Source organism: Vreelandella olivaria (assembly GCF_023507745.1).
GTDB classification, from domain to species: Bacteria; Pseudomonadota; Gammaproteobacteria; order Pseudomonadales; family Halomonadaceae; genus Vreelandella; species Vreelandella olivaria_A.
Genome location: NZ_JALPZO010000066.1, coordinates 120,530 through 144,518, shown reverse-complemented (window position 1 = coordinate 144,518; position 23,989 = coordinate 120,530). Strand labels below are relative to the sequence as shown.

Here is a 23,989-nt window from a genome sequence, read left to right as displayed (position 1 = left end):
ACCTCCGTTGTATGAAGAAGCAGGTCGTGTGTTGATCGCCTACCCTGTACCTTCACAGTTGCACGGAATTCTTACGGTAGCCTTAAGGGTGTTAATCCCTTGTTATATTTCAGCCGCTCGGCGCTGGCTTAAGGCGGTTCTTGCAACAACGGCACGAACGCGTAACCCCCCATTAGGTGCATCCTCCAGTTGTAGCAGCCCACCGTGACGTTTAACTAATTGCTCGACGATAGAGAGCCCCAGTCCTGCGCCGGCGCCAGGGCCGGCACGCTGAAAGCGCTCCATCATGCGGCTACGTTCATGTTCAGGAATGCCTGGCCCCTGATCATCCACAATAATCGTCACTCCCATTGGGGTAGCCTCGAGAGTAACTGTGATAGTGCTATGTTCAGGAGCGTGTTGAATGGCATTGCCTACCAAATTCTGCACCAGTGTTTCGATAGCGCCAGCCTCCTCTTCTATTTGCCACTGGGCGGTGTCATCCGCATCCAGAAAAAGCTGCTGTTGGCGCTTAACCGCAAGAGGTAAAAGTTTTGCTAACATTTCGCGGGTTTCGTGCAGCACATTTGAGAGCCGGAAATCTGGCGACGGTTCTCCTTCTGGATCCAGGCGGGCAAGTGTGAGAAGTTGCGTGACTATGCGGGTAGAACGGGCCACGCCACTGCGCAGGTGATGAAGTGACTCTTCTCGATCTTCCGTATTATCCGCCGTCAGCGCGTTTTGGGCATGTAAGTCGAGCACAGCCAATGGCGTGCGCAATTCGTGGGTGGCATCGGCAATAAAACGTTTTTCGCGTACGCGCATCGTATGTAGCCGCTCCAGCAACCGGTTAAGGGCGCCCGCAATAGTACCTAGCTCTTGAGGTAATGGATGGACAGAGAGGGGCTTAAGATTGTGGGGATCACGGTCACGAATTTGCTCCGCCATGCGTGAAAGGGGGGATAATCCCCAGCCAATGGACCACCACAGTAAAATGGTCAGTAGCGGTAGCCCGAACAGGTCCGGCAATAACGTACGGAGTGCCACTGTGCTGATCAGTTCTCCGCGTACATCCTCGCGTTCGCTCACGACCACACGTTTGGATGAATCTGCCACTTCCAGCACGTAAACACGCCAGTCATGCTCCCCAACGGTTATTGTTGAATAGCCCAAAGGTTGCTGGGCAAGAGGTGCTTCGGGCGCCGTGGCCGAACGCAGCAGCAGGTGATCATCCTCCCACAGTTGGAAGGCCAGTTTGCTTTCATAGCGGTGCCCTGGCGCTAGACTCTCTACTTCATGTACCTCTAAGAGAGTGCTTTCCAGGCTGTGTAGCAGGATATCGCGGTCACTGTCTGACAGTGGTGCCTGTAGCAGGCCTTCAAGCAGGCGAGCGTTTTGCGCCAGACTGGCATCGTATAACTCTTCAATTTCCTGGGCGGCATAACGGTAGCTAATAAATCCAATAACTAACATACTGATGCCGAATACCAGTAGAGTCAGCCCCAGTGTGCGTTGGCGAATCGACATCATGGCCTGTTTTCCTGAAGTGTTTTATCCATTACGTAACCAATGCCCCGCACAGTACGGATCACTTCAGGAAACAGTTTGCGCCGCAAATGGTGAATATGTACTTCTATGGCATTGCTCTCCACATCCTCTTCCCAGCCATATACCAGGCGGGTAAGTGTATCGCGGGTGAACACGCGGCCTGGGTGGCTCATAAACTCATGCAACAGGGTAAGTTCCCGGCGTGAAAGCGCAATTTCCTGGTCCTGATAGACAACACTTAAGGTTTGCGGATTTAAGTGAATGCCGCGACACTCCAGCACAGAGCTGGTCTGGTGCTGGCTGCGTCGAAGCAGAGCTCGTAGTCGGGCTTTAAGTTCATCGACCTCAAAGGGTTTGGTGAGGTAATCATCGGCACCTGCATCCAGCCCAGCGATGCGGTTGTTTACTGCGTCCCGGGCGGTCAGCACCAGAATAGGTACAGAAATGCCATGGCGGCGTACGGCATTGAGTACTTCCATGCCGTCTACCCGAGGCAATCCTAAATCTAAAATCACGGCATCGAAGGGTTCATTTTTGAGTGCATTTAATGCGGTTTCGCCATCTGTGAGATGGTCTACCGTATAGTGCTCAGGTTTGAGGGCTAACCGAATGCCCGAAGCCAGACTGGGATCGTCTTCTACCAATAGAATGCGCATAGCGGCTGATGACTCCTTTCATTCAAAGCGGCAACTGTGTGCTTAACATGACATGTCGTCACCATGACGACCACTTTTCAACCAACCGCTCTATATTTCAGCAAGCACTTTCATGATTAAGAGCAAAGTAGGTTGAATAGCCGCGCTTAGTAGCATTTTCTTACTCTTTGTGTTCTCGGTATACTACCGCCATATGCACGTCTTGGCGTCTTGGTTGCCGAAGGTTGGTGGCGGCGCTGTGCCGCGCGCAGGGGGTAAGCACAAAAAGTTTTATGACAATACTCAAGAGGTGGTGAGAGTGAAATCTAAGCTGATCATGAGCGGGCTGGCGGCCTTCGGCGTCATGGCAGGCACATCCAGTGCTTATGCCGAAGACGCCGCACGTGAAGCAATGGCCGAGCGCCTGGCGCCGGTAGGGCAACTCTGTTTACAGGGCCAGGACTGCGGTACAGCGTCAGCACCTGCTTCTAGTACCAGCAATGGTAGTGGCGGTGTGGATGGCGCCGGTATCTATAACAGCGTATGTATGGCGTGTCACGAAACGGGTGCCGCTGGTGCCCCGGTGCGTGGTGATGAAGCTGCTTGGGCCGAGCGTACAGAGCAAGGCTTTGCCACACTGCTGGAGCACTCCATCAACGGTATTGGCGCAATGCCTGCCCGTGGTGGTAATCCCAACCTGTCTGATGAAGAAGTGGAAGCAGCTACCGCCTACCTGGTAGAGCCGGTGATGGAAGTGCCCGAATTAAGCGCTGCTGATGAAGAAGCTGTAACTGAAGAGAGCGCAGCCGACGAAGGCGCTGGTGAAGACATCGCCGCTGTAGATGATGAAGCCGTAGATGATGAGGTTACCGCCAGTGAAGAAGCGGCCGCCAGCGATGGTAACGGCTTGGATGGCGAAGCGCTTTATGCCAGCGGGGGTTGTGCCGCATGTCATGCTACCGGTGTTGCTGGTGCACCGGCACTGGGCGATGCGGACGCTTGGGCCGAACGTTTAGAGAAAGGTATCGATGAGCTGTACGCCAACTCCATTAACGGTATCGGCGCTATGCCGCCTAAAGGTGGCAACCTGCGTCTTGAAGATGAAGAAGTTATGGCGATTGTTGACTACATGGTCGCTGAAGTTGAGTAATTTGTCGCGCTACTAGCTAGCTGCACCAATGTGTTATCCACAGGCGGGTTGTTCAAACCCCCTGTGGATATTTTTTGTCTATCACTTTGTTAATAACGCTAGGGTTGCCTTAACCCAACAGCGAGCGTAACCCAGCAATGGCGTCTTTGCCGCGTGCCTGCTTCTTCTCCGGGTCCTCTTTATCGGCGTGGCCTTCCCACTCCAGGTCATCAGCGGGCAGTTCGTCTAGAAAGCGGCTGGGCTGGCAATCCATTAGCTCGCCGTAGGCTTTACGCTGACGGGCCAGGGTTAACGTTAATGTCCGCCGAGCGCGGGTAATGCCCACGTAGGCTAAGCGACGCTCCTCTTCCACGCTGCCCATCTCTATGGCGTTACGATGGGGTAACAGATCCTCTTCCAGGCCCATCAAGTAGACGTGGGGAAACTCCAGGCCTTTGGAGGCATGCATCGTCAATAACTGTACCCGGTCGGAATCATCCTCCTCAGCCTGCTGCTCAAGAATATCCCGCAGTACCAGACGGGAGATGGCTGCTTCCACGCCATCAGTTTCGGTGGTTTCAGAGGCGATATCATCTTCCGGGTCTCGATTGAGCGACTTTTCCAGCTGGTCGATCAAAATCCATACATTGCCCATACGCCGCTCGGCAATGGTAGGGGCACTGGCGTTTTGGTATAGCCACGCCTCGTAATCCATATCACGCAGCATATCGCGGATCGCAGCAATCGCATCGCCCTGATCCATACGCTTGCGTACACCATCAATAAAATGGGTAAAGCGTGATAGCCGCTCCACGGCGCGGGTAGGTAGTGTTTGCTCCAACCCCAGCTCATGGCAGGCGGCAAACAGTGATATCGAGCGTTCGGTGGCATAGTTAGCGAGTTTTTCCAGGGTGCCAGGACCAATTTCCCGGCGGGGGACATTCACAATGCGTAAAAACGCGTTGTCGTCGGCAGGGTTAATCAGCAGCCGCAGGTAAGCCATGGTGTCTTTGATTTCGTTGCGCGAGAAAAACGATGTGCCGCCGGAAAGTTTGTAAGGAATCTGATAGTGCTGGAGCTTGAGTTCCAGCAACCGAGCCTGGAAGTTACCCCGGTAGAGCACCGCAAAGTCGCGCCACTCGGTTTTCTCTTTGATCCGCCGGGTTAACATCTCGCTGGCAACCCGTTCCGCTTCCGCCTCTTCATGGCGGTTAACGATCACACGAATGGGCGCGCCGTCGCCCATATCCGACCACAGGGTTTTGTCGTACACGTGGGGGTTGTTACTGATCAGTGTATTGGCCGCCCGCAGAATCGTGCCGGTAGAACGGTAATTCTGCTCCAGTTTGATAACCTTTAAGCGTGAAAAATCTTCACCCAGGGTCACCAGGTTTTCAGGCCTTGCACCCCGCCAGGCGTAAATCGACTGGTCATCATCGCCCACTACGGTGAAGGTGGCCCGTTCCGCCATTAAAAGTTTAACCAACAGATACTGGGAGACGTTGGTGTCCTGGTACTCATCCACCAGCATATAGTGGATTTTGCGCCTCCAACGGGCCAATGCCTCCGGGTCGCGGCTGAGTAGCACCACCGGCAGTAGGATCAGGTCATCAAAATCCACCGCGTTGTAGGCTTTTAAGTGACGCACGTACGCTTCGTACACCCGCGCAGCGAAATGTTCGTCATCATCAGCCGCATGGGAAAGTGCGTCGCCAGGCAACACCAGATCGTTTTTCCACTGGGATATTTTGGCCTGTACCGAATTGATCTGTTCGGCATCTACCTGGGCGTCTTTATTCATCAAATCCCGCAGCAGCGCCTTGGCATCTTCCGGGTCAAACAGCGAAAAACCCGGTTTATAACCCAGGGTTTTCAGCTCACCGCGGATGATATTCAGCCCCAGGTTGTGAAAGGTGGAAACCGTTAGCCCATGGCCTTCTTTGCCTTTCAGCATTTTCCCCACGCGCTCTTTCATCTCCCGGGCGGCTTTATTGGTAAAGGTCACTGCCGCGATTCTACGCGCGCTCATCCCGCACTCTTGCACCAGATAGGCAATTTTGGTGGTAATCACACTGGTTTTACCCGAGCCTGCTCCCGCCAATACCAGGCAGGGGCCATCGATATAACGCACCGCTTCCTGCTGGCGCGGGTTTAGCCCCTTAATGCGGCTAAGAATGCTTTTGGGCGGTTGGGGCGTCATGGCTAAGGGTGACCTCTACAAGTGTTTCCTGGCAATTTCCATTACAATCGGCAGCGCTGGCGAATGCACAATGAGCGAATAATAGGCAGGTAGTGATGTTTGAAGTAGCGCTGTTTGAACCGCGTATGGCACCCAATACAGGCAACATTATGCGCCTGGTGGCCAACAATGGCTGCCGTTTACATCTTATTGAACCGCTGGGCTTTGATCTCGAAGAGAAAAAGCTGCGTCGTGCCGGGTTAGATTACCGCGACCTTGCCAATGTTACCTGCCACGCTGATTTTACGGCGTTTCAAAGTGCAATGCAGGGGCGCACTATTTGGGCGATTACCACCAAGGGTACCCGAGCCCACAGTGATGCCCCCTATGCGCCCGGCAATGTGCTGCTGTTTGGATCTGAAACCGCTGGGCTGTCGCCCGAGGTTCATGCCGCGCTGCCTGACGAGCAAAAGTTGCGCATCCCCATGCAGCCCAATAACCGCAGTTTGAACCTCTCGAATGCAGTCGCCATTGTCAGTTATGAAGCGTGGCGCCAGCAAAACTACACTGGCGCCTTACCAATCAAGTAAGCGATTAATTCAGAAAGTCATCCCACAATGCCGTAGCGGTCACGATAAGCGCGAACGGCTTCAGCGTATGCCAGCATTTCACCCCCGGCATGCTCCTCAAGGTAAGTAAGCACTTGCTCAAGAGTGACAATGCTGACCACGGGCATACCGTATTGGGCGTGCACTTCCTGGATAGCGCTTTTCTCGCTCTGGCCACGTTCCTGGCGATCAAGGGCAATGATCACGCCGCCCGCGCGGGCACCGCTCTGCTCAATCAGGCCCATGACCTCGCGAATGGCGGTGCCGGCAGTAATTACGTCATCGATAATCAGAATATCGCCCGCCAGTGGCGCGCCAACAATATTGCCGCCTTCTCCGTGGGTTTTGGCCTCTTTACGGTTAAATGCATAAGGCATATCCAGGTCATGATGGTCGGCCAGAGCCGCTGCGGTCACCGCCGCCAGTGGAATTCCCTTATAGGCAGGGCCAAACAGCACATCCGCCTTAAGGCCACTATCAACAATCGCCTGCGCGTAGAAGCGGCCCAGTTTGGCCAGGGCGCGGCCAGTCTGAAACAGACCCGCATTGAAGAAGTAAGGGCTCACTCGCCCTGACTTAAGCGTGAACTCGCCAAACTTGAGCACGCCCTGCTCAATAGCGAAGGCAATGAAATCGCGTTGGTAGGGTTGTAGAGTGGTGGCCACAGTGGTTTTCTCTTGTCGATAGGAATGTAAGTCAAACGCAACAATAAAATGGGGCTAAATAGCAAGATTTGGTTTGTCTATTTACCCAAACGTCTAAACGTCGGGTATCATACAGCAGCGACGCAAAAGGGACGATTTATGAAAATTGCCAGCATCAATGTCAATGGTATACGTGATGCCGTCGATCGTGGCTTCCTGGACTGGCTGGCTCAGCAGGATGTCGATGTGGTCTGCGTGCAGAACATCAAGGCAAAAAGTTTTGAACTGGGTGACCATATTCTTTATCCGGAAGGCTATGAAGGCTATTTTCTGGATGCTGAAGAAGACGGGTTCGCCGGTGTGGCGCTTTATTGCCGCAAAATTCCCAAGGCCATTATGTATGGCCTGGGTTTCCCTCAGTGTGACCATGAAGGGCGCTTTCTGCAGGCGGATTATGACCGCTTCAGTATAGCCACTTTCCTGATGCCTGATGGAAGTGACCAAAAAGCCAAACAGGCGTTTATGGAGCAGTTCCAGGAGTACCTGACGAAGATGTCGCGTAAACGCCGCGAATACATCATCTGTGGTACCTGGCATATTGCCCATAAAACGGTGGATTTGGCTAACTGGTCGGATAACCAACTCACCTCTGGTTTCCGTCCGGAAGAGCGCGCCTGGATGGATCAGGTGCTGGGTCCAACTGGGTTTATCGACGCCTTCCGCGAAATCAATCGCGATGCTGGCGAATACACCTGGTGGCCTAAGCTTGATCAGGATGTATCCCGTGAGCGCCAGGAAGGCTGGCGGATCGATTACCAATTGGTTGGTCCCAACTTCCGCCGCCATGTGGTTGACGCGTGGATTGATTACGATGCGACCTTCTCTGAGTTCGCACCGCTGATCGTTGAGTATGATTTAGCGCTTTAAGCGTTAGCTACTTCCCGCGTCGCACTGCCAACAGGCCAGCATTTTGCTGGCCTGTTGGCGATTATATAAAGGTTAGAACCAAATAATAGGGGAGCTATGTAGGCTCAAAATAAGCACTATATATTTCGTCAAAAGTTTCACTGCCTTAATATTTTCTGGCTCGCAAAGGACTTCATTGATCTGTTTAGGCTGCACTTTTAGCAAGCCTCTCTATTACATTCGGGAGAAGACTCTGAATGATTAATCTTAGGCAGATCGAAGCCTTCCGTGCGGTAATGATACATAAAACGGTTACGCGGGCAGCGCAGACGCTGCATGTTTCTCAACCAGCAGTAAGCCGTTTGATAGGTGACTTGGAGTATTACGTAGGTTTTGCGTTATTTCAAAGGCACAAGGGGCGCCTGATTCCCACTCCTGAAGCTCTGGCTTTATATGAAGATGTTGATCGTGCTTTTGTGGGGCTTGATAAAATTACTGATACTGCGAAAGAGATCCGAGAGTTTCGAACTGGCAGACTTTTTTTAAGTTGCATGCCAGCCCTTGCGCTAAGTGCATTACCTCCCATGATTCACGCTTTTTCAGCTCGTCATCCGGGAATAACTGTTTCATTACAAGCGCATAGCTCGCAACGTGTATTGGAATGGGTGGCAACTCAGCAGTGTGATGCAGGTTTGATAGGCATGCATTTAGAGGACCCCTCGGTCACTATCCGTTCTATTGCATGCGGTGAATTGCGCTTAGTGATGCTGCCTGATCATAGATTAGCACAGCAGGCGATGATTACTGTAAAAGACCTGGAAGGAGAATCATTTGTTTCGTTAGGTCAGACGCAGGATGTAAGGCCGCTTATAGATCATGTTTTTCACCAAGCGGGTGTTAAACGTCGCATGCGTATAGAAACACAATTATCGAGCGTTGCATGTGAGTTGGTCTTAGCAGGAGCAGGGGTATCGCTAATTGACCCTATTACTGCAGGTAGTTACGCCTCACGTGGCTTGATTGTTCGTCCTTTTCAACCAAAAATACCTTTCCACTATAGTGTCGTGCTTCCTGCTTTTCGACCCCCATCACGTTTAGTGCTGGAGTTTATTGAGGAAGTAAAAATACACCTTGCTAATCAACTCGATACCCCACTATCTCAGTAAAGGTATAACATTAGCGAATAGAGTGTCTAACAAAAGGCATTAGTCCTGATGTCTGAGGCAATGCTAGCTTCATTGCAGGTCGCACTGCCCACGCCTTCTGACCGTTTTCTAGTAATAACAGAAGCGGTGGCGGCCATTGATAATAACAATCAAAACATCAACATCAATGACAGGACACTGCAAAAATGAATAGACTGAATAGACAAACGACCGCAATGGTAGGCTTAGTATTTTTGGGCATGAATACAGCTTTTGCTGAACCACTATATGTCGGCTCCTATGGTGGTTCTACCGAACAAGCCATGCGCGACGAAATCATTCCAGCTTTCCTTGAGGAACATGATGCTGAAATCATCTATGTCGCCGGGAACTCCACCGATACGCTAGCCAAGTTGCAAGCTCAACGTGGTAATCAGGAGCTGGATATAGTGTTGATGGATGATGGCCCAATGTACCAGGCCATTAACTTAGGCTTCTGCTCATCAATGCAAAATACCGCCATGCTGGATGATGTCTACGATATTGCGCGCTTCCCAGATGATAAGGCTGTTGGTGTTGGTTTGGTTGCTTCAGGGTTTGCCTATAATGCTGAGATGTTTGAGCGTAATGGCTGGGAACCGCCTAGCTCCTGGAACGATCTGGCCGATGAAAAATACGCCGGTAAACTAGTCGTTCCTTCCATTAGCAATACCTATGGTGTACATGCTTTGGTAATGGCAGCGCGTCTAAATGGGGGAAGTGAAAGTGATATTGACCCTGGCTTCGTGTTCATGCAAGAGCAAGCTGCACCTAACATCCTTTCTTTCGAGCCTTCAGCAGGCAAAATGTCCGAGTTATTCCAGAATGAGGAAATAGCCCTGTCGGTTTGGGGGAGTGGGCGCTTACGTGCACTTGCCAACACAGGTTTCCCGGGCGCTTTTGCATACCCTGAAGAGGGGGCGGTTGCTTTGATGGTGGCTGCCTGTGTGATCGAAGGCAGCGAGAAGCACGAGCTGGCTGAGGCATTTATTGAGCACCTGTTAACACCAAAAGCGCAGGAATTACTGGCTGACACACAAGGTTGGGGGCCAGCGCAACGGTATGCAGAGTTATCTGATGAGTTGGTAGAAACTCTCCCCTATGGTGAAAGAGTCGACCAGTTAGTGGCTGTGGACTGGGATGTCATCAATCCTAACCGCCTCGAGTGGACCAATCGTTGGAACCGTCAGGTCGAGCGCTAGGCCTGCGCTACTCATCCATCGTTACTACCCACTAAAGCCATCACACCCTTGCCTTCAGCTCGTTGGGGAAGGGTGTGCAGGAGTTTCCTGCCATGAGTTTTCTTCGCTTAGAGTCCTTGACCAAGCGTTACGGCAGCAATGCTGCCGTACAAGACATCACGCTTGATATTGCCCAAGGTGAATTTGTCTCGTTACTCGGCCCATCGGGGTGCGGTAAAACCACGACACTGCAAATGATAGCTGGCTTCGTTGAGCCTACCCGTGGCCAGATCTTAATGAATGGCGAGAACATTACATCCTGTAAGCCTAATCAAAGGGGCATTGGAATTGTTTTCCAAAGCTATGCCCTGTTTCCCCATATGACCGTGGCGGAAAATGTGCGGTTTGGCCTTGAAATGCGTAAAGTTCCCGCCGGTAAAAGCCGCCAGCAGGTTTGTGAGGCGCTGGAGCTGGTTCGCCTTGATCACCTGGGCGATCGCTATCCCCGCGAACTATCCGGTGGGCAGCGTCAACGAGTCGCTTTGGCCCGCGCTTTGGTAATTCGCCCGCCGTTGTTGTTACTTGATGAACCACTATCCAACCTTGATGCACAATTAAGAGAAAATATGCAGATCGAGCTGCGTAATATTCAGCAGCAGGTTGGCACGACAACCTTAATGGTTACACACGATCAATCGGAAGCGCTCTCGCTTAGCGATCGCGTCGTGGTGATGAATCAGGGAAAAGTGGTGCAGGTGGATGAGCCTTTTGCTGCTTATGAAAACCCTAAAAATAACTTTGTTTCTTCGTTTGTTGGCAAGACTAATTTATTGGCATGCCATATAGACCAGCGTGAAGGCAGACAAGCTCACGTTAAACTTGGTGATTACCAGCTGGAAATTACTGTACCCAACGATATTAAAGGAGACCAGATTCAGTTATCGATTCGCCCAGAAAAGCTGGAACTAACGCAGCAAGCTGCTGGCAAGTTACAGGGACGTGTTCGTACAAGATTGTTTCTGGGTAACCATTGGCTGTATCAAGTCGATAGTAGTGTTGGCGAGCTATTGGTCACTCAACCGAATTTGGGAGCGCAGGGGGCTGCGGTAGGTGATGATGTAGGTATCCACTGGCAGGAAGGTGCGGTACAGGTTTTAGGGGAACAAGTAAATGGCTGAGCTTATTTCCCCCCTATATCCATCTTCTCCACGTACCCGGCTCATTAATCCGATTCCTTGGCTGTTAAGTGCGCCTGGTGCCGTTTTCTTTCTTGCCTTGCTGGGCATGCCACTAATCATGACGCTAATCCTAAGTTTTAATAGCTTTGATTATTCGTTGGGTATTGTTTCTTCATTTGGCCTCGAAAATTACCTGGAGGTACTGAGTGATAGTTACTTTCATGAAATATTTTTACGTACCTACGGCATCAGTATAGCGGTAGTGGTTCTGTGCATTCTGATCGGCGTGCCAGAGGCCTATATCCTCTCGCGTATGCGTAATCCGTGGCGTTCGTTATTTCTGGTTATCACTTTGGCACCGCTGTTAATTTCAGTGGTGGTAAGAACGCTTGGATGGGTATTGTTGATTGGCGGAAATGGTTTGCTAGGCAAGTTGTTAGAGGGCATTGGTATTGCTGAGGCAAGCACGGGTAATTTGATGTACACCCATACTGGCGTAATTCTTGCGCTGGTACATGTATTGGTCCCGCTTATGGTGATCTCCGTATGGGCTGCTCTGCAAAAACTTGATCCTGCAGTGGAGCATGCTGGTTTATCGTTAGGCGCCAGTCATGCCACTGTTTTTCGTCGTGTGGTTATTCCTCAAATATTACCGGGCATATTATCTGGCAGCTTAATTGTTTTCGCTTTAGCCGCCAGCGCCTTTGCCACCCCCGCCATTATCGGTGGTCGCCGTCTAAAAGTAGCTGCCACTGCCGCTTACGATGAGTATCTCAATACGATGAACTGGCCCATGGGGGCAGCGATCGCCATTGTCTTACTGGTGGCCAATGTCGCTGTGGTGATGAGTTATAACCGCATGATGGAGCGGCGTTTCCGTCGCACTCTAGGCTAGGAGTCACTACGATGTTACGTAATAGCAAACTCGCTCTGATATTTCATTCGCTATTTGTCGTTTTTCTGCTGGCTCCCCTGGCAGTCGTAATGCTGGTGGCATTTACACCTCATGGCTATCTCTCATACCCAACGGATGGCTTCTCTTTACGTTGGTTTACGGCCATTCTGGATCACCGTGACTTTATTCGAGCGTTTTGGAATAGCCTCTATTTAGGGATAGCGGCAGCAAGTTTTTCGGTCGTTTTAGCTGTGCCTGCCGCATTGGCCATTGTCCGTTACCAATTCCGTGGTCGTGACGTGTTAGTGGGCTTATTTTTATCACCGTTAATGATTCCCCATGTTGTGTTAGGCGTCGCTTTTCTTGGCTTTTTCTCACGAGTAGGTATCTACGGTAGCTTCTGGGCACTGGTAGCATCACACGTCATTATCGTTATGCCCTATACCATGCGCTTAGTGATGGCTTCAGTATTTGGAATGGATCGCAGTGCTGAAAAAGCCGCTTTGTCGCTAGGGGCTTCACAATGGACGATGTTTCGGCGTATCACCATGCCGATGATTCTCCCCGGGGTCGCAGGTGGCTGGATTTTAGCCTTCACTACCAGCTTTGATGAATTATCGATGACCATTTTCGTGGCTTCGCCCAGCACAACCACGCTGCCTGTGCAGATGTATAACCACATTGCTCATACCGTCGACCCATTAATCGCCTCCGTCTCTACCGTGCTCATTGTATTAACGGTGTTATTCATGGTGTTGCTGGACCGATTCTATGGAATTGACAAAGTTCTCATCGGTAAGAGGTAAGGAGCCAGCTATGCAGCAGTGTGATTTCGCCGTCATTGGCGGTGGGCTGGTAGGCAGTGCAATTGCCTATGGACTGGCCAGCCAAGGCCACCAAGTCAGTGTGGTGGACGAAGGAGATGTGGCCTATCGTGCCTCGCGTGGCAATTTTGGATTGGTATGGGTTCAGGGAAAGGGGCAGGAAATACCGCGTTATTCCCTATGGAGTATGCGTTCTGCATCCATGTGGTCGACACTTTCTCAGGAGCTCCTTGAGCTGACGGGGGTCGCTACTCAGCACCATAACCCCGGAGGAGTGCATCTTTGCTATAGCCGTGCGGAGCTTGAGGCTCGTGAAGTAGATCTTAAAGCATTGTCTCAGGCCACGGATCGACAGTTTAAATTCAACATGCTGGATCATAACCAGTTACGGGACTTGATTCCCGAAATTGGTGAAAGCGTTACTGGCGCTTCGTGGTCAAGCTGGGATGGGCACGCCAATCCCCTCTATTTATTACGGGCCTTACATGCAGGCATACGTTGTCATGGTGGCTGCTTCTTACCAATTGGCAAGGTAAAAAGTATTCGGCGTAAAGGAGAAAGTTATGTAGTCGAGAGTGGTCAAAAAACCATTTTGGCTAATCGCGTCATCCTGGCAGCAGGGCTGGGTAATCGTGAACTGGCTCCGCAGGTAGGTCTGGATGCACCGTTAATACCGAATCGCGGTGAAATTCTTGTTACCGAACGAGTGCGGCCACTGCTCAACTTGCCAACGACCTATCTACGCCAGACGGGAGAAGGCACGATTCTTATGGGCGACTCCCATGAAGACGTTGGTTTCAATGATGGTACCGAAACGCCTGTGCTTGCCCAAATTGCCCGGCGTGCCGTGCGGGCGCTACCAGCACTTTCTGATACCCGGGTGGTGCGAAGCTGGGGGGCATTAAGGGTCATGACGCCTGATGGCTATCCGTTGTACCAAGCATCCCAAACTCACCCAGGTGCCTTTGTCGCGTGTTGCCATAGTGGTGTGACATTAGCTGCTGCTCATGCGAAGTGTTTGGCTCCCTGGTTCGCGGGGGCGGAAGCGCCCGCTGAAATTGCCCCTTTTACTGCGGAGAGATTCCATGTTCAAACGCCTATCCCCGCCTGAAGCCACCACTGGACCGATGGTGACTTTCCACTTTGATGAGCAGACCTTGACGGCACGTTCTGGCGATACCATTGCAGCGGCACTACTCACTTCCGGTATTAGTATTTGTCGTAGCACGCCAGTCAGTAATGCCCCTCGTGCTCCTTACTGCATGATGGGTGTGTGCTTTGAGTGCCTAGTAGAAGTTGATGGTAACCCCAACATCCAGGCCTGCCAGGTAGAGGTTCGTGATGGTATGCGTATTCATGTGCAGCAAGGTGCCAGGAGGCTAACCTCATGATCACACATGACCTCGTTATTCTAGGTGCGGGCCCGGCAGGTATGGCAGCGGCAGCGACCGCCCTGAAGCATGATATTACTCCTGTGATAATAGACGAGCAGCCTGCAGCGGGAGGGCAGATTTATCGTGCCCTGGAGCGTACCCCTTTGCGTGGCCGCCACATCCTTGACGAGGAGTACTGGTCAGGTGAGTCTCTAATCAATGGGCTTGCAGACCAACGGATTGATTACCGACCTGCAACCATGGTGTGGCAATTGACCCGTCAGCGGGAGGTTGGCCTGTTACACGATGACAAGGTCGAGATGATCCGTGCGCGACATATCATCCTTGCCACGGGTGCGATGGAGCGGCCAATGCCAATCCCTGGTTGGACGTTACCTGGAGTAATGACGGCCGGTAGTGGTCAAATATTACTCAAGAGTTCGGGGGTCGTGCCCCAAGCCCCCGTTGTTCTGGCAGGCTGTGGCCCATTGTTATTGCTACTGGCTGTTCAGTATCTGCGCGCAGGTGTTGAGGTGGCGGCCATTCTTGATACTACGCCACGGAATCGCTATTGCGCCGCTCTCAAGTACGTTCCCGGTGCGTTACGTAATGCCAGCACCTTATTAAAGGGGGTGGGACTATTACGTGAACTACGCCGTGCAGGTGTTCGCCATATTAGAGACGTAAGTGCTCTGCGCGCCGAAGGTAGTGGTCAGTTGGAGCGCGTTTTATGGAAGCAACAGGGCGATGATCAATGGCAGACACTTGAAACGCCTACCTTGCTACTTCATCAAGGCGTTATCCCCAATACCCAAATCACTCGGGCGGTGGATTGCCACCATGAGTGGGATGAGCAGCAATTAGCTTGGAGACCATGTCTGGATGAGTGGCTGAACACCGATATCCAAGGTCTTGCCGTAGCGGGTGATGGAGGCGGTATCGTAGGAGCCAAGGCCGCGGCCATGCAAGGTCAATTAGCGGGGCTGGGGGCTGCCCTGGCGCTAGGTAAATTAACCTTGGCGAACAGTACTGAACGCGCCCAATCAATTCGTAAAGCACTAGCGCGTGACACCGCGATTAGGCCTTTTCTTGATGTGCTGTATAGACCTGCAAAACAGTGGCGTTTACCCGATGACGATACGCTAGCATGCCGATGCGAAGAGGTAACCGGCGGAGAAATCCGGCGTATGGCCAAAATGGGCTGCCGAGGGCCCAACCAAACTAAGTCGTTCACTCGTTGTGGCATGGGGCCGTGTCAAGGCCGTATGTGCGGTATTACCGTGAGCGAACTGCTGGCAGATGCCAATCAGCAGAGTGTTGAAGAAACCGGCTATTACAGGCTGCGACCACCTTTCAAACCGATCACCCTCGGCCAGCTTGCAAAGGCGGCGGAGGAAGGCTGATGCCTCGTCGAGTAGTGGTTGTGGGCGCGGGGTTTCATGGTTGCAGTGCTGCGCTGCGATTAAGCAATCAAGGGTATGAGGTCACTGTCATTGATAAGGCCTATGCCGGTCGCCATGCCTCGGGCGTCAATGCTGGTGGTGTACGTAGGCTCGGCAGGCACCCGGCAGAGATACCGTTAGCGATAGCTGCTTGGGAACGCTGGCTGAACATGACGAGTATTGTCGGTGACGATTGTGGGTTTCGTCCTGTTGGGCAAATCAAAGTGGCTGAAAACGATAATGATATGGCTACCCTCATTGAGCGTGAGTGCCAAGTGCGGAATCTGGGGTTTTGCCATGAAACGCTTCTCAGCCGTGATGAGCTATATAAGCGGCTGCCTGCCTTGGCAAGCCATTGCCCAGGAGGACTGGCGTGCGATGGTGATGGCTATGCTAACCCCTACCGCACTGTTACCGCTTGGCGTCGCGAAGCCGAACGTCAGGGTGCCTGCTTTCGTGAAGGTATTGAGATAACTGCCCTTGAGCCTAAGAGCAACGGATGGCAGCTGAGCAGTGGCGGAGAGCGTTTCGATGCCGATTTGCTGGTCAATTGTGCTGGCGCTTGGGCAGGAGAGTTTTGCAAATGGCTTGGAGAGCCGGTTCCTCTTACGGCTGAAGCTCCCATGCTGATGATCACTGAGCGACTATCGCCATTTTTAGGGACGGTAGTGGGCGCCACGTCGCGGCCATTATCTTTTAAGCAGTTTGAGAACGGTACTGTTTTGATCGGAGGTGGGGTACGTGGAGTCGTGGATCTTGCCCGCCATGTCGCGGAAACCCGTTTAGGTGGACTGGCAGAGAATGCCGATACCGTCGTCAGTCTGTTTCCGTTCATGAAAGAGGCACGCATCATGCGAACCTGGGCAGGCGTCGAAGCCGTCATGCGGGATCACATTCCTGTAATAGGTCTTAGCAGCCAACACGACAATGTTATTCACGCTTTTGGGTTCTCAGCTCATGGCTATCAGTTAGGCCCCATTACCGGAGAAATAGTCGCCGACCTTGCCATGGAACGAGAGCCTAAGCTGCCGATCACTCCTTTTTCTATTCAAAGGTTTCAAACACCTTGTCCTAAACAGGATGAGTTCACGTACGCCAATTAAGGCAAACAGGAGATTATTATGATTAAACGACATATCCAAACACCTATTATGCACCGCGCTGTAGAAGCGAATGGGTTTGTTTTCTTTGGTGGAATAATTGCTGATGATCTTACGCTTGATATGGCAGGTCAAACACGCCAAGTGCTTGATAAACTGGAAAGCTATCTAGCCGAAGCAGGTACAGATAATAAGCGAATCGTTACCGCAACTGCCTATGTCTCTGACTTGAATCTCAAGAAAGGTATGAACGAGGTATGGACTCAATGGTTTGATGCTGACCATCTTCCAGCCCGAGCCACGTTAGGTGTTGCTGACCTTGGAGAGAATGTTCTTTTGGAATTAGTAGTGACTGCTGTTAAGTAAAGGCATATAGCTATTGCTGGCGAAAGAGTTCGACAGCAATAGTGTTTGCTAGACTATCCTATCCACGTATGCCCAGCGCCTCGCGCTGCTTCTCACGCAGTTCACCACCCGCTTTCTCAGCCAGATCGAGCATGGCGTTCAGCTCTGCACGATTAAACGCGCCTGCTTCAGCGGTGCCCTGTACCTCAATCAGCTCGCTGCTTTCGGTCATCACTACATTCAGGTCGGTATCGGCTTTACTGTCTTCCGGGTAGTCCAGGTCCAGCACCGGTACGCCTTTGTATATACCCACGGAAATCGCGCTGACCAACTGCTTGAAAGGATCACCCTTGATCTTCTTTTCCCGTTGCAGGTGGCGAATCGCATCCACCAGCGCCACGCAGCCACCCGTAATCGACGCCGTGCGGGTACCGCCATCGGCCTGGATCACATCGCAATCCACGGTAATGGTAAATTCACCCAACTTCTTCAGGTTCACCGCCGCGCGCAGGCTGCGGCCAATTAAACGCTGTATTTCCAGGGTGCGGCCACCTTGCTTGCCGTTGGCTGCTTCGCGGCCGCTGCGCGAGTGGGTGGCGCGCGGCAACATGCCGTACTCAGCGGTCACCCATCCCTGATTTTTGCCACGCAGCCAGCGCGGTACGCCCGCCTCTACGCTCGCATTACACAGCACCTTGGTATCGCCAAACTCCACCAGTACCGAACCTTCCGCATGGCGGGTGTAATCGCGGGTTAAGCGAATATCTCGGAGCTGGTCGGCTTGGCGACCGCTGGGGCGAACAACGTCAGGACGCATAGCACCTCTCATCAATATCAGTTGGAAAAGCCCCCCATTGTACACGTCAACGCGCTCCCCGATGGGCCTATTCAAGGTGATCATATCAACTGGCACCAGATCGGGTAGACTGGCACAAATGCGCTTTTAACAGGAAACATCATGGCTCGCTCACGCCACGTACATAGTATGACTGCCTTTGCCCGCACCGAGCAGGCTGCTCCTTTCGGTACCCTGCAGGTGGAAATACGCTCGGTTAACCAGCGCTATCTGGAACCCCACTTCCGCCTGCCGGATACGCTTCGCGAGCTGGAACCGGTACTGCGCGATGCCCTGCGAATGCGACTGGCACGGGGTAAAGTGGAGTGCAGCCTGCGCTTTGAGGCAGCTGAAGCCAATCTGGCCCCAGCAGTGAATGCACAGCGGCTCAAAGAGATTGCCGATGCCCTGGCGGCTATCCAGCAGCAGGTGCCCAGCGCGGTGCCGCCTACCACGCTTGCGCTACTCAACCAACCTGGAGTGATGGAAACCCAGCACCTCGATCAGGATGCCATTAAAGCCGCCGCCAAAGCGCTGTTTGACCAAGCCCTGGACGAGCTGATCGATGCCCGCGTCCGGGAAGGCGAAAAGCTTGCCGAAATGATCACCACCCGCCTCACCGCAGTCAGCGAGCAGGTCGCTACCGTGCACAGCCTGCTGCCGCAGATTTTGGAGCGCCAACGTGCCCAACTGCTGGAGCGTTTGGAAATCGCCAAAACCGAACTCGACCCGCAACGCCTGGAAGCAGAGCTGGTGCTGGTGGCCCAAAAAGCCGATGTGGATGAAGAGCTGGATCGCCTAACGGCCCATGTGGAAGAAGTGCGCCGCCAACTGGGCCAAAAAGGCCCCAAAGGTCGCCGCCTGGATTTCCTGATGCAGGAACTCAACCGTGAAGCCAACACGCTCTCGTCAAAATCCGTGGTTGCCGACACCACCCGCTGCGCGGTGGAGCTGAAGGTGCTGATCGAGCAGATGCGGGAGCAGATTCAGAATATTGAGTGATGTTCTTGGGTGTTCGATGCCGTTCTTTAAACCAATATAAATCAAATGGTTATGTAATTTTACAGTCATGATGTTCGTGTGAGCTCTGCTAAGTTTGGGTAGTTGTGGGTATCAATCCGCCAATTACCTAATCCGAATTCGTTGAATTCTTTATCAAGCGCAAGAGCTGCCGGCACAGCTCGGTCGAGAGAACTATTTAGTTTGTGCTTTTTTGATTGCAACCGGTACGCGGAAAATGGAATTACTGGCCGCACCATGGCAATAGTTTGAAAATCATAATTTTAACGGCAGTAATTGACGTAAAGTAACAAATCAACAAACTTAAAAATTAAATTGGTTTGAAAAATGTATAATTCACGTCAATAATCAACGTATATTTGATGATTTACAAACTACGTTGAGGCCAGTCATGCTGAATACTGAAGCCAGACAGCAGTTACAGAAGGTGCTGCCCTTGGATATGGTAGCCACCAAATCATGGCTGGAGGCACAAGGGCTCAACCTGCACTTTCTGGACAATGCGGTGCGCAGCCAGACCCTGATCCCTCTCGTAGCCGGTGTTTACGCAAGGCAGGAAGCAAGGCTGTCGTGGAAAGGAATCGTTGCCTCTTTGCAACGCATGTCCGATGCTCCTGTCCATGTCGGAGGCTTGAGCGCGTTAGAGCTGGAAGGCCTTGGCCATTATCTGCCCAAGGGAAGCAAGCCAAGGGTTCAGCTCTATTCCGATGCCGCGCTTCCCCGATGGCTGGGCAGAATCGATGTTCCGGCACAGTTTGAGTGGCACGGAACGCGCCGCCTGTGGCCCGAGACGCTGATGCAAGACGATAAGTACCTCCGGCAAGACACTTGGCAAGTATCGCTGCCCCCACTCCACTATTCCTGTCCAGAGAAAGCCATTTTGGAGCTCTTGGCAGCGGTGCCCAATACCATCAGCTTTGAACATGCCGACCAGCTTGTGCAAGGACTGCACAACCTTTCACCTCGCAAGCTGGACGCCTTGCTGAAAACCTGTAGCAGCATTAAAGCAAAACGACTCTTTCTCTGGCTGGCAGGAAGACACCAACACGCCTGGCTCAAGCACCTGACACCGGATCAGTATGCGCTGGGAACCGGTAAACGACTGATTGCTAAAGGCGGCAAGCTGGAGCCAACCTGGCAGATTACCGTGCCGAAGGAGATGTAAGAATATGGACAGACAAAGCCACTACTATCGGCAAGTTCAGCTGTTGCTGTGGCTGATTCCCTTCGTTTCCCGGCACGACTGTTTCGCCCTCAAAGGTGGAGCGGCTATCAATTTGTTCGTTCGTGACTTTCCCCGGCTTTCGGTCGATATCGATCTGGTTTTCCTGCCCATGCTGGAACGGCATGAAGCACTGCAGAGCATCAAGAGTAATCTGGATACCCTACCCTGGCTTCCACCATCACGGCCAGCATCGACAATACTCGGGTTATTCGAGCTTTCCAGGATAAAGCGGACGCCCTGCGTCTAATCCTCGGCACACAAGGGCTGGGGAGCTGGCCTTGCTCAATCGATCCATTTACCCCGCCTTTGCACTGTTAATCATCATCCCCTAGCAAGCCTTTCCACGGGGCATCAATGACATTATCCGCAATGTCGGAGCAGGGTGCGCCCGCTGTATGACTTGCGAGCAGGGCCAGTACCGCTTCGCGCTTCTCTTGAGGAATCAGCATAATCTCACTGTTTAACCCCTTAGCGACCAGCTCTAATGTGTTAAGGCGCGGGTTGCCACTGGCTTCAAGCCGCTGATACTGCTGGCGCGACATGCCAACGCGCATCTGCATATCACTTTGTTTGAAGCCTAGCGCTATACGGCGCTTTTTAATTTGATCAAGTAACGGCATTTTGATGTCATCAAATAAGTTGCTTTTCAGGCTATAGCAACACATTAGTTGCTATTTTTTTAAAAAGCAATCTATAAGATGACATGGTTGGGTGAGTGTTGGTTCGCTTTGTTGCTGATAGTAAGCGCGCCACACATGTCGGGTAATAAAATAATGCCCTGGAAATTCAAACCAGTTCAGGAGCAACGGTTTGCATGAATATTCGCACGCTAAAAACGTTTGTATGGATCGCGCGATTAGGTAGTTTTAGAGCAGCCGCGAAGCGACTGTACTCTTCCCAGCCGTCGGTATCAGCACGCATTGCGGGGCTTGAGGAAGAGTTGGGCGTGGAGCTGTTTGATCGGATAGGCCGGCATGTCAAATTGACCGCCAAGGGTCGCGAATTGCTAGTATATGCCGAGAAAATGCTGAATTTACACAGCGAAATGCTGCAAGTAGTCGCACAGCCAACGGCCATTCACGGCACTATTCGACTGGGCGTATCAGAAACCATTGCCCATACCTGGCTGCCGCAGATGATCGAGAGGGTCAGTGAGGCTTACCCGGCGATTAACCTGGAGCTTGATGTCGACATCTCCGTCAATCTGGCCGATAAATTGGTCAATCACGACATTGATATCGCCTTTCTGATGGGCAAGGTCAATCAGCCGGGTATGATCAATCGACGCCTTTGCCGCTACTCGCTGGTCTGGGTGGCAAGTCCCCATTTAGCAATTCCCGACACACCTCTGTCGCCAGCCGGTCTAGCTACTTGGCCGATTATTACCTATCCGCGCCAGAGCCAGCCCTATACCAATATTCGCTCCCTGGTGGATCCTATGAACCACTCGACGCGGATTCATTCGAGTTCTTCACTCTCCACCATCATTCGCATGACGGTCGACGGTATCGGCATCAGCGCACTGCCTCGCGAGATCATTCAGCAGGAGCTGGCGATGGGGCGGCTCAAGCAGTTCGAGGTGGAAGTATCTATTCCGGATTTGGTTTTCAACGCAGCATACAGCGTTGCGCCAGGTGACAATGTTGTGCAAGCAGTGGCTGAAATTGCTTTCAGCGTTGTCTCCGGGAGCCACCTCTATGACTCACCACTAAATGAGCTCGTCTAGGCTATTGATCCAAATTATTGATCAATACTGATTTTAAATTCCGAATTGTATAAATCACTGCTTCTGCCTTAGCTTTAGTGATTGTGCACTCAAGAGGCAGACTTCCATGTCATCAGCTATCCCCATAGATGCGAATTCTACTCCGTTAGCTGTTCGTCACGCTGCCAGAGAGGGAGCGCTGACAGTGCCTACGGCGGGACTGGCCAATGGCTTCGTACAAGTCAATCTGGTGATTCTGCCCGAAGCGCAAGCCAACGGTTTTATGCGCTTCTGTCAGGCCAACCCCAAGCCGTGCCCGGTGCTGGCGGTCAGTGAGCCTGGCGCAAGGGGATGTGAGGCGCTTGGCAGAGATGTGGATATTGCTCGAGACCTGCCCGCCTATCGCGTCTATCGAAACGGTCAGACCAGCGGCAGCGTCGTGGAGGTAACCGCCGAGTGGCGTGATGATTTAGTGACCTTTGCCCTGGGCTGCTCCTTCACCTTTGAGTATGCCTTGCAGCACGACGGGCTAGGGGTGCGGCATATCGAGCAAGGCCGCAACGTCCCCATGTTCAACACCACGATCCCCCTCACTACGGCGGGGGGATTTGGCGGCAACCTGGTGGTGTCGATGCGCCCCTACTCGGCGGCCGACGCCATTCGTGCCATCCAGATCACCACCCGCTATCCCCAGGCACATGGCTCCCCAGTACACATCGGGGATCCCGCCCTGATAGGCATCACCAACATCGACTCTCCCGACTACGGGGATAGCGTGTCAGTGAGAGATGATGAGATTCCGCTTTTTTGGGCCTGCGGCGTCACCCCGCAGCAGGTGTTGATCGATGCGGGTATCGAATTCGCTATTACTCACAGCCCCGGGCATATGCTGGTAAGCGATATACCCGATAGCCACCTGGCTCTGTTTTAACCCCCACCTAAACCGAAGAAAGTGAGGAACATGCAATGATTACAAGAAACTCCCTTGTCTCAGCTGCTGCCATCACCCTGGCCGTCACTGGCTCCCATGCTGTTGCCCAGGAGATCGATGAAACCAGCCTCTCCTATGTCGGCAGTTGGAGCAGTCTATCGCTGTACCAAAACTTCGAGCGTCCCTTCTGGGAGCGCCATATTCCAGAGGCCTCTGGCGAACGCATTTCAACAAATGTCACCACCTTTGACCAGATGGGGCTTAGCGGTGGTGAGGTCTACCGCTTGATGGGACGTGACGTGGTGGAGATCGCCTCCACTGTGATCAACTACGCCGTGCAGGATGCCCCTGAACTCGAGGGGCTGGATATGCCGATGCTGGCACCGGACGTGGAAACCGCCAGGGAAGTGGCGGATGCTTACCGTCCGGTGCTGGCCGATGCCTTTGCCAAGCGCTATCAGAATGCTCAACTACTGGCAGTGGTGCCCTACCCCTCGCAGATGGTCTTCTGCAACGTCGAGATCGATGGCCTCTCGGATCTCGCTGGCAAGAAGGTACGCGCCAGTGGACGAACCACGGCAGAGTTCCTAGAAGCGCTGGGCGCCGAGGGCATCACCCTCAACTTTAGCGAAGTCCCTGGTGCGCTCCAGCGCGGTGTTATCGACTGCGCCGTAACTGGATCACTATCAGGCTTCAGCTCCGGCTGGCATGAAGTCTCTACGCACCTCTATCCGCTGCCGGTGGGCGGTTGGGATCACGTTGTCACGGCCATGAATGGCAACAAATGGGCGTCGCTTTCGAGCGAAACCCAGGAGTGGCTGATGAGCGAGATCCACGACAACTACGAGAACCCCGTATGGGAGTCTGCCGTGGAGGAAACTCGTGAGGGGATTGCCTGCCTGACCGGTGAAGGCGAGTGCACGCGGGGCGATGTCGGCAGCATGGTATTGGTGGAAGCAACGGATGAGGACTTCAGCGAGGCCACTCGCCACCTCGAGGAGACTCTGCTGCCGAACTGGGCAAACCGCGTTGACCAGGAGTGGGTCGATCGCTGGAACGAGACCATTGGTTCCGTGACGGGCCTGACAGCGGCCAAGTAATCGCACTGGATCATTGTCGGCGA

General features: G+C 52.7%; 26 protein-coding genes. 20 read left to right on the top strand and 6 right to left on the bottom strand.

Annotated features, from left to right (window positions below):
- Positions 1–102: 102 nt before the first annotated feature.
- Together HP566_RS05935 and HP566_RS05930 are read right to left on the bottom strand one after the other, a co-directional pair.
- On the bottom strand, positions 103–1,509 hold the full coding sequence (locus HP566_RS05935) for an ATP-binding protein (protein WP_249976344.1): 1,407 nt from the start codon (positions 1,507–1,509) through the stop codon (positions 103–105).
- On the bottom strand, positions 1,506–2,183 hold the full coding sequence (locus tag HP566_RS05930) for a response regulator transcription factor (RefSeq protein ID WP_249976343.1): 678 nt from the start codon (positions 2,181–2,183) through the stop codon (positions 1,506–1,508). Before HP566_RS05930 ends, HP566_RS05935 begins: the two co-directional genes overlap by 4 nt.
- Positions 2,184–2,481: 298 nt before the next feature.
- Here HP566_RS05930 and HP566_RS05925 point away from each other — a divergent pair, with 298 nt between their 5' ends.
- Positions 2,482–3,312, top strand: a complete 831-nt coding sequence (locus HP566_RS05925; protein WP_249976342.1) for a c-type cytochrome — start codon at positions 2,482–2,484, stop codon at positions 3,310–3,312.
- Positions 3,313–3,421: 109 nt separating this feature from the next.
- Here the strand turns inward: HP566_RS05925 and rep are convergent, their stop codons facing one another.
- The gene (gene rep, locus HP566_RS05920; RefSeq protein ID WP_249976341.1) at positions 3,422–5,491 is read right to left on the bottom strand and encodes a DNA helicase Rep; all 2,070 of its coding nucleotides are present in this window, start codon (positions 5,489–5,491) and stop codon (positions 3,422–3,424) included.
- A gap of 95 nt (positions 5,492–5,586) precedes the next feature.
- Between rep and HP566_RS05915 the strand changes: the two genes are divergently transcribed.
- A complete protein-coding gene (locus tag HP566_RS05915; RefSeq protein ID WP_249976340.1) occupies positions 5,587–6,060 on the top strand; it encodes a tRNA (cytidine(34)-2'-O)-methyltransferase in 474 nt (157 codons plus the stop codon).
- Between the two features lie 17 nt (positions 6,061–6,077).
- On the opposite strand, the gene pyrE is transcribed toward HP566_RS05915, so the two are convergent.
- Positions 6,078–6,743 carry an orotate phosphoribosyltransferase gene (gene pyrE / locus HP566_RS05910; RefSeq protein WP_249976339.1) on the bottom strand — a complete coding sequence of 222 codons (666 nt, stop codon included), beginning with the start codon at positions 6,741–6,743 and terminating at the stop codon, positions 6,078–6,080.
- Positions 6,744–6,881: 138 nt separating this feature from the next.
- On the opposite strand from pyrE, the gene HP566_RS05905 reads away from it, so the two are divergent.
- The 12 genes from HP566_RS05905 to HP566_RS05850 all read left to right on the top strand — a co-directional run bounded on the left by HP566_RS05905 (position 6,882) and on the right by HP566_RS05850 (position 17,171).
- The gene (locus HP566_RS05905) at positions 6,882–7,649 is read left to right on the top strand and encodes an exodeoxyribonuclease III (protein ID WP_249976338.1); all 768 of its coding nucleotides are present in this window, start codon (positions 6,882–6,884) and stop codon (positions 7,647–7,649) included.
- 236 nt (positions 7,650–7,885) lie between these two features.
- A complete protein-coding gene (locus tag HP566_RS05900; protein WP_249976337.1) occupies positions 7,886–8,794 on the top strand; it encodes a LysR substrate-binding domain-containing protein in 909 nt (302 codons plus the stop codon).
- A gap of 48 nt (positions 8,795–8,842) precedes the next feature.
- Positions 8,843–8,983: a hypothetical protein gene (locus tag HP566_RS05895; RefSeq protein ID WP_249976336.1), complete on the top strand. Its 141-nt coding sequence runs from the start codon at positions 8,843–8,845 to the stop codon at positions 8,981–8,983.
- Positions 8,980–10,014, top strand: coding sequence for an ABC transporter substrate-binding protein (locus tag HP566_RS05890; RefSeq protein ID WP_249976335.1), 1,035 nt, complete (start codon positions 8,980–8,982; stop codon positions 10,012–10,014). The genes HP566_RS05895 and HP566_RS05890 overlap by 4 nt, the downstream gene beginning before the upstream one ends.
- A gap of 92 nt (positions 10,015–10,106) precedes the next feature.
- Positions 10,107–11,171, top strand: a complete 1,065-nt coding sequence (locus tag HP566_RS05885) for an ABC transporter ATP-binding protein (protein ID WP_249976334.1) — start codon at positions 10,107–10,109, stop codon at positions 11,169–11,171.
- Positions 11,164–12,066: an ABC transporter permease gene (locus HP566_RS05880; protein WP_249976333.1), complete on the top strand. Its 903-nt coding sequence runs from the start codon at positions 11,164–11,166 to the stop codon at positions 12,064–12,066. Before HP566_RS05885 ends, HP566_RS05880 begins: the two co-directional genes overlap by 8 nt.
- A gap of 11 nt (positions 12,067–12,077) precedes the next feature.
- Positions 12,078–12,872 (top strand): ABC transporter permease, encoded by a 795-nt coding sequence (locus HP566_RS05875; RefSeq protein ID WP_249976332.1) that lies wholly within the window; start codon positions 12,078–12,080, stop codon positions 12,870–12,872.
- Positions 12,873–12,882: 10 nt separating this feature from the next.
- A complete protein-coding gene (locus tag HP566_RS05870) occupies positions 12,883–14,001 on the top strand; it encodes an NAD(P)/FAD-dependent oxidoreductase (RefSeq protein WP_249976331.1) in 1,119 nt (372 codons plus the stop codon).
- Entirely contained in the window at positions 13,976–14,281 is a 306-nt protein-coding gene (locus tag HP566_RS05865; RefSeq protein WP_249976330.1) for a (2Fe-2S)-binding protein, read from the top strand. The genes HP566_RS05870 and HP566_RS05865 overlap by 26 nt, the downstream gene beginning before the upstream one ends.
- Positions 14,278–15,666: an FAD-dependent oxidoreductase gene (locus HP566_RS05860; RefSeq protein ID WP_249976329.1), complete on the top strand. Its 1,389-nt coding sequence runs from the start codon at positions 14,278–14,280 to the stop codon at positions 15,664–15,666. Before HP566_RS05865 ends, HP566_RS05860 begins: the two co-directional genes overlap by 4 nt.
- A complete protein-coding gene (locus HP566_RS05855) occupies positions 15,666–16,808 on the top strand; it encodes an NAD(P)/FAD-dependent oxidoreductase (RefSeq protein ID WP_249976328.1) in 1,143 nt (380 codons plus the stop codon). Before HP566_RS05860 ends, HP566_RS05855 begins: the two co-directional genes overlap by 1 nt.
- 18 nt (positions 16,809–16,826) lie before the next feature.
- Positions 16,827–17,171 (top strand): RidA family protein, encoded by a 345-nt coding sequence (locus tag HP566_RS05850; protein WP_249976327.1) that lies wholly within the window; start codon positions 16,827–16,829, stop codon positions 17,169–17,171.
- 58 nt (positions 17,172–17,229) lie between these two features.
- Here HP566_RS05850 and rph read toward each other — a convergent pair whose 3' ends face one another.
- Positions 17,230–17,967, bottom strand: a complete 738-nt coding sequence (gene rph / locus HP566_RS05845) for a ribonuclease PH (protein ID WP_249976326.1) — start codon at positions 17,965–17,967, stop codon at positions 17,230–17,232.
- 141 nt (positions 17,968–18,108) lie between these two features.
- On the opposite strand from rph, the gene HP566_RS05840 reads away from it, so the two are divergent.
- The 3 genes from HP566_RS05840 (at position 18,109) to HP566_RS05830 (ending at position 20,477) form a co-directional block, all read left to right on the top strand.
- Positions 18,109–18,987: a YicC/YloC family endoribonuclease gene (locus HP566_RS05840; protein WP_249976325.1), complete on the top strand. Its 879-nt coding sequence runs from the start codon at positions 18,109–18,111 to the stop codon at positions 18,985–18,987.
- A gap of 409 nt (positions 18,988–19,396) precedes the next feature.
- Positions 19,397–20,170 (top strand): type IV toxin-antitoxin system AbiEi family antitoxin, encoded by a 774-nt coding sequence (locus HP566_RS05835; protein WP_249976324.1) that lies wholly within the window; start codon positions 19,397–19,399, stop codon positions 20,168–20,170.
- Positions 20,171–20,174: 4 nt separating this feature from the next.
- Positions 20,175–20,477: a nucleotidyl transferase AbiEii/AbiGii toxin family protein gene (locus tag HP566_RS05830; protein WP_249976323.1), complete on the top strand. Its 303-nt coding sequence runs from the start codon at positions 20,175–20,177 to the stop codon at positions 20,475–20,477.
- 67 nt (positions 20,478–20,544) lie between these two features.
- Here the strand turns inward: HP566_RS05830 and HP566_RS05825 are convergent, their stop codons facing one another.
- Positions 20,545–20,850 (bottom strand): helix-turn-helix domain-containing protein, encoded by a 306-nt coding sequence (locus HP566_RS05825; RefSeq protein WP_249976322.1) that lies wholly within the window; start codon positions 20,848–20,850, stop codon positions 20,545–20,547.
- 194 nt (positions 20,851–21,044) lie between these two features.
- On the opposite strand from HP566_RS05825, the gene HP566_RS05820 reads away from it, so the two are divergent.
- The 3 genes from HP566_RS05820 to HP566_RS05810 all read left to right on the top strand — a co-directional run bounded on the left by HP566_RS05820 (position 21,045) and on the right by HP566_RS05810 (position 23,966).
- Positions 21,045–21,956 (top strand): LysR family transcriptional regulator, encoded by a 912-nt coding sequence (locus HP566_RS05820; RefSeq protein ID WP_249976321.1) that lies wholly within the window; start codon positions 21,045–21,047, stop codon positions 21,954–21,956.
- Positions 21,957–22,062: 106 nt separating this feature from the next.
- The gene (locus HP566_RS05815; protein ID WP_249976320.1) at positions 22,063–22,866 is read left to right on the top strand and encodes a putative hydro-lyase; all 804 of its coding nucleotides are present in this window, start codon (positions 22,063–22,065) and stop codon (positions 22,864–22,866) included.
- 35 nt (positions 22,867–22,901) lie between these two features.
- Positions 22,902–23,966 carry a TRAP transporter substrate-binding protein gene (locus HP566_RS05810; protein WP_249976319.1) on the top strand — a complete coding sequence of 355 codons (1,065 nt, stop codon included), beginning with the start codon at positions 22,902–22,904 and terminating at the stop codon, positions 23,964–23,966.
- The last annotated feature ends 23 nt before the right edge of the window (positions 23,967–23,989 follow it).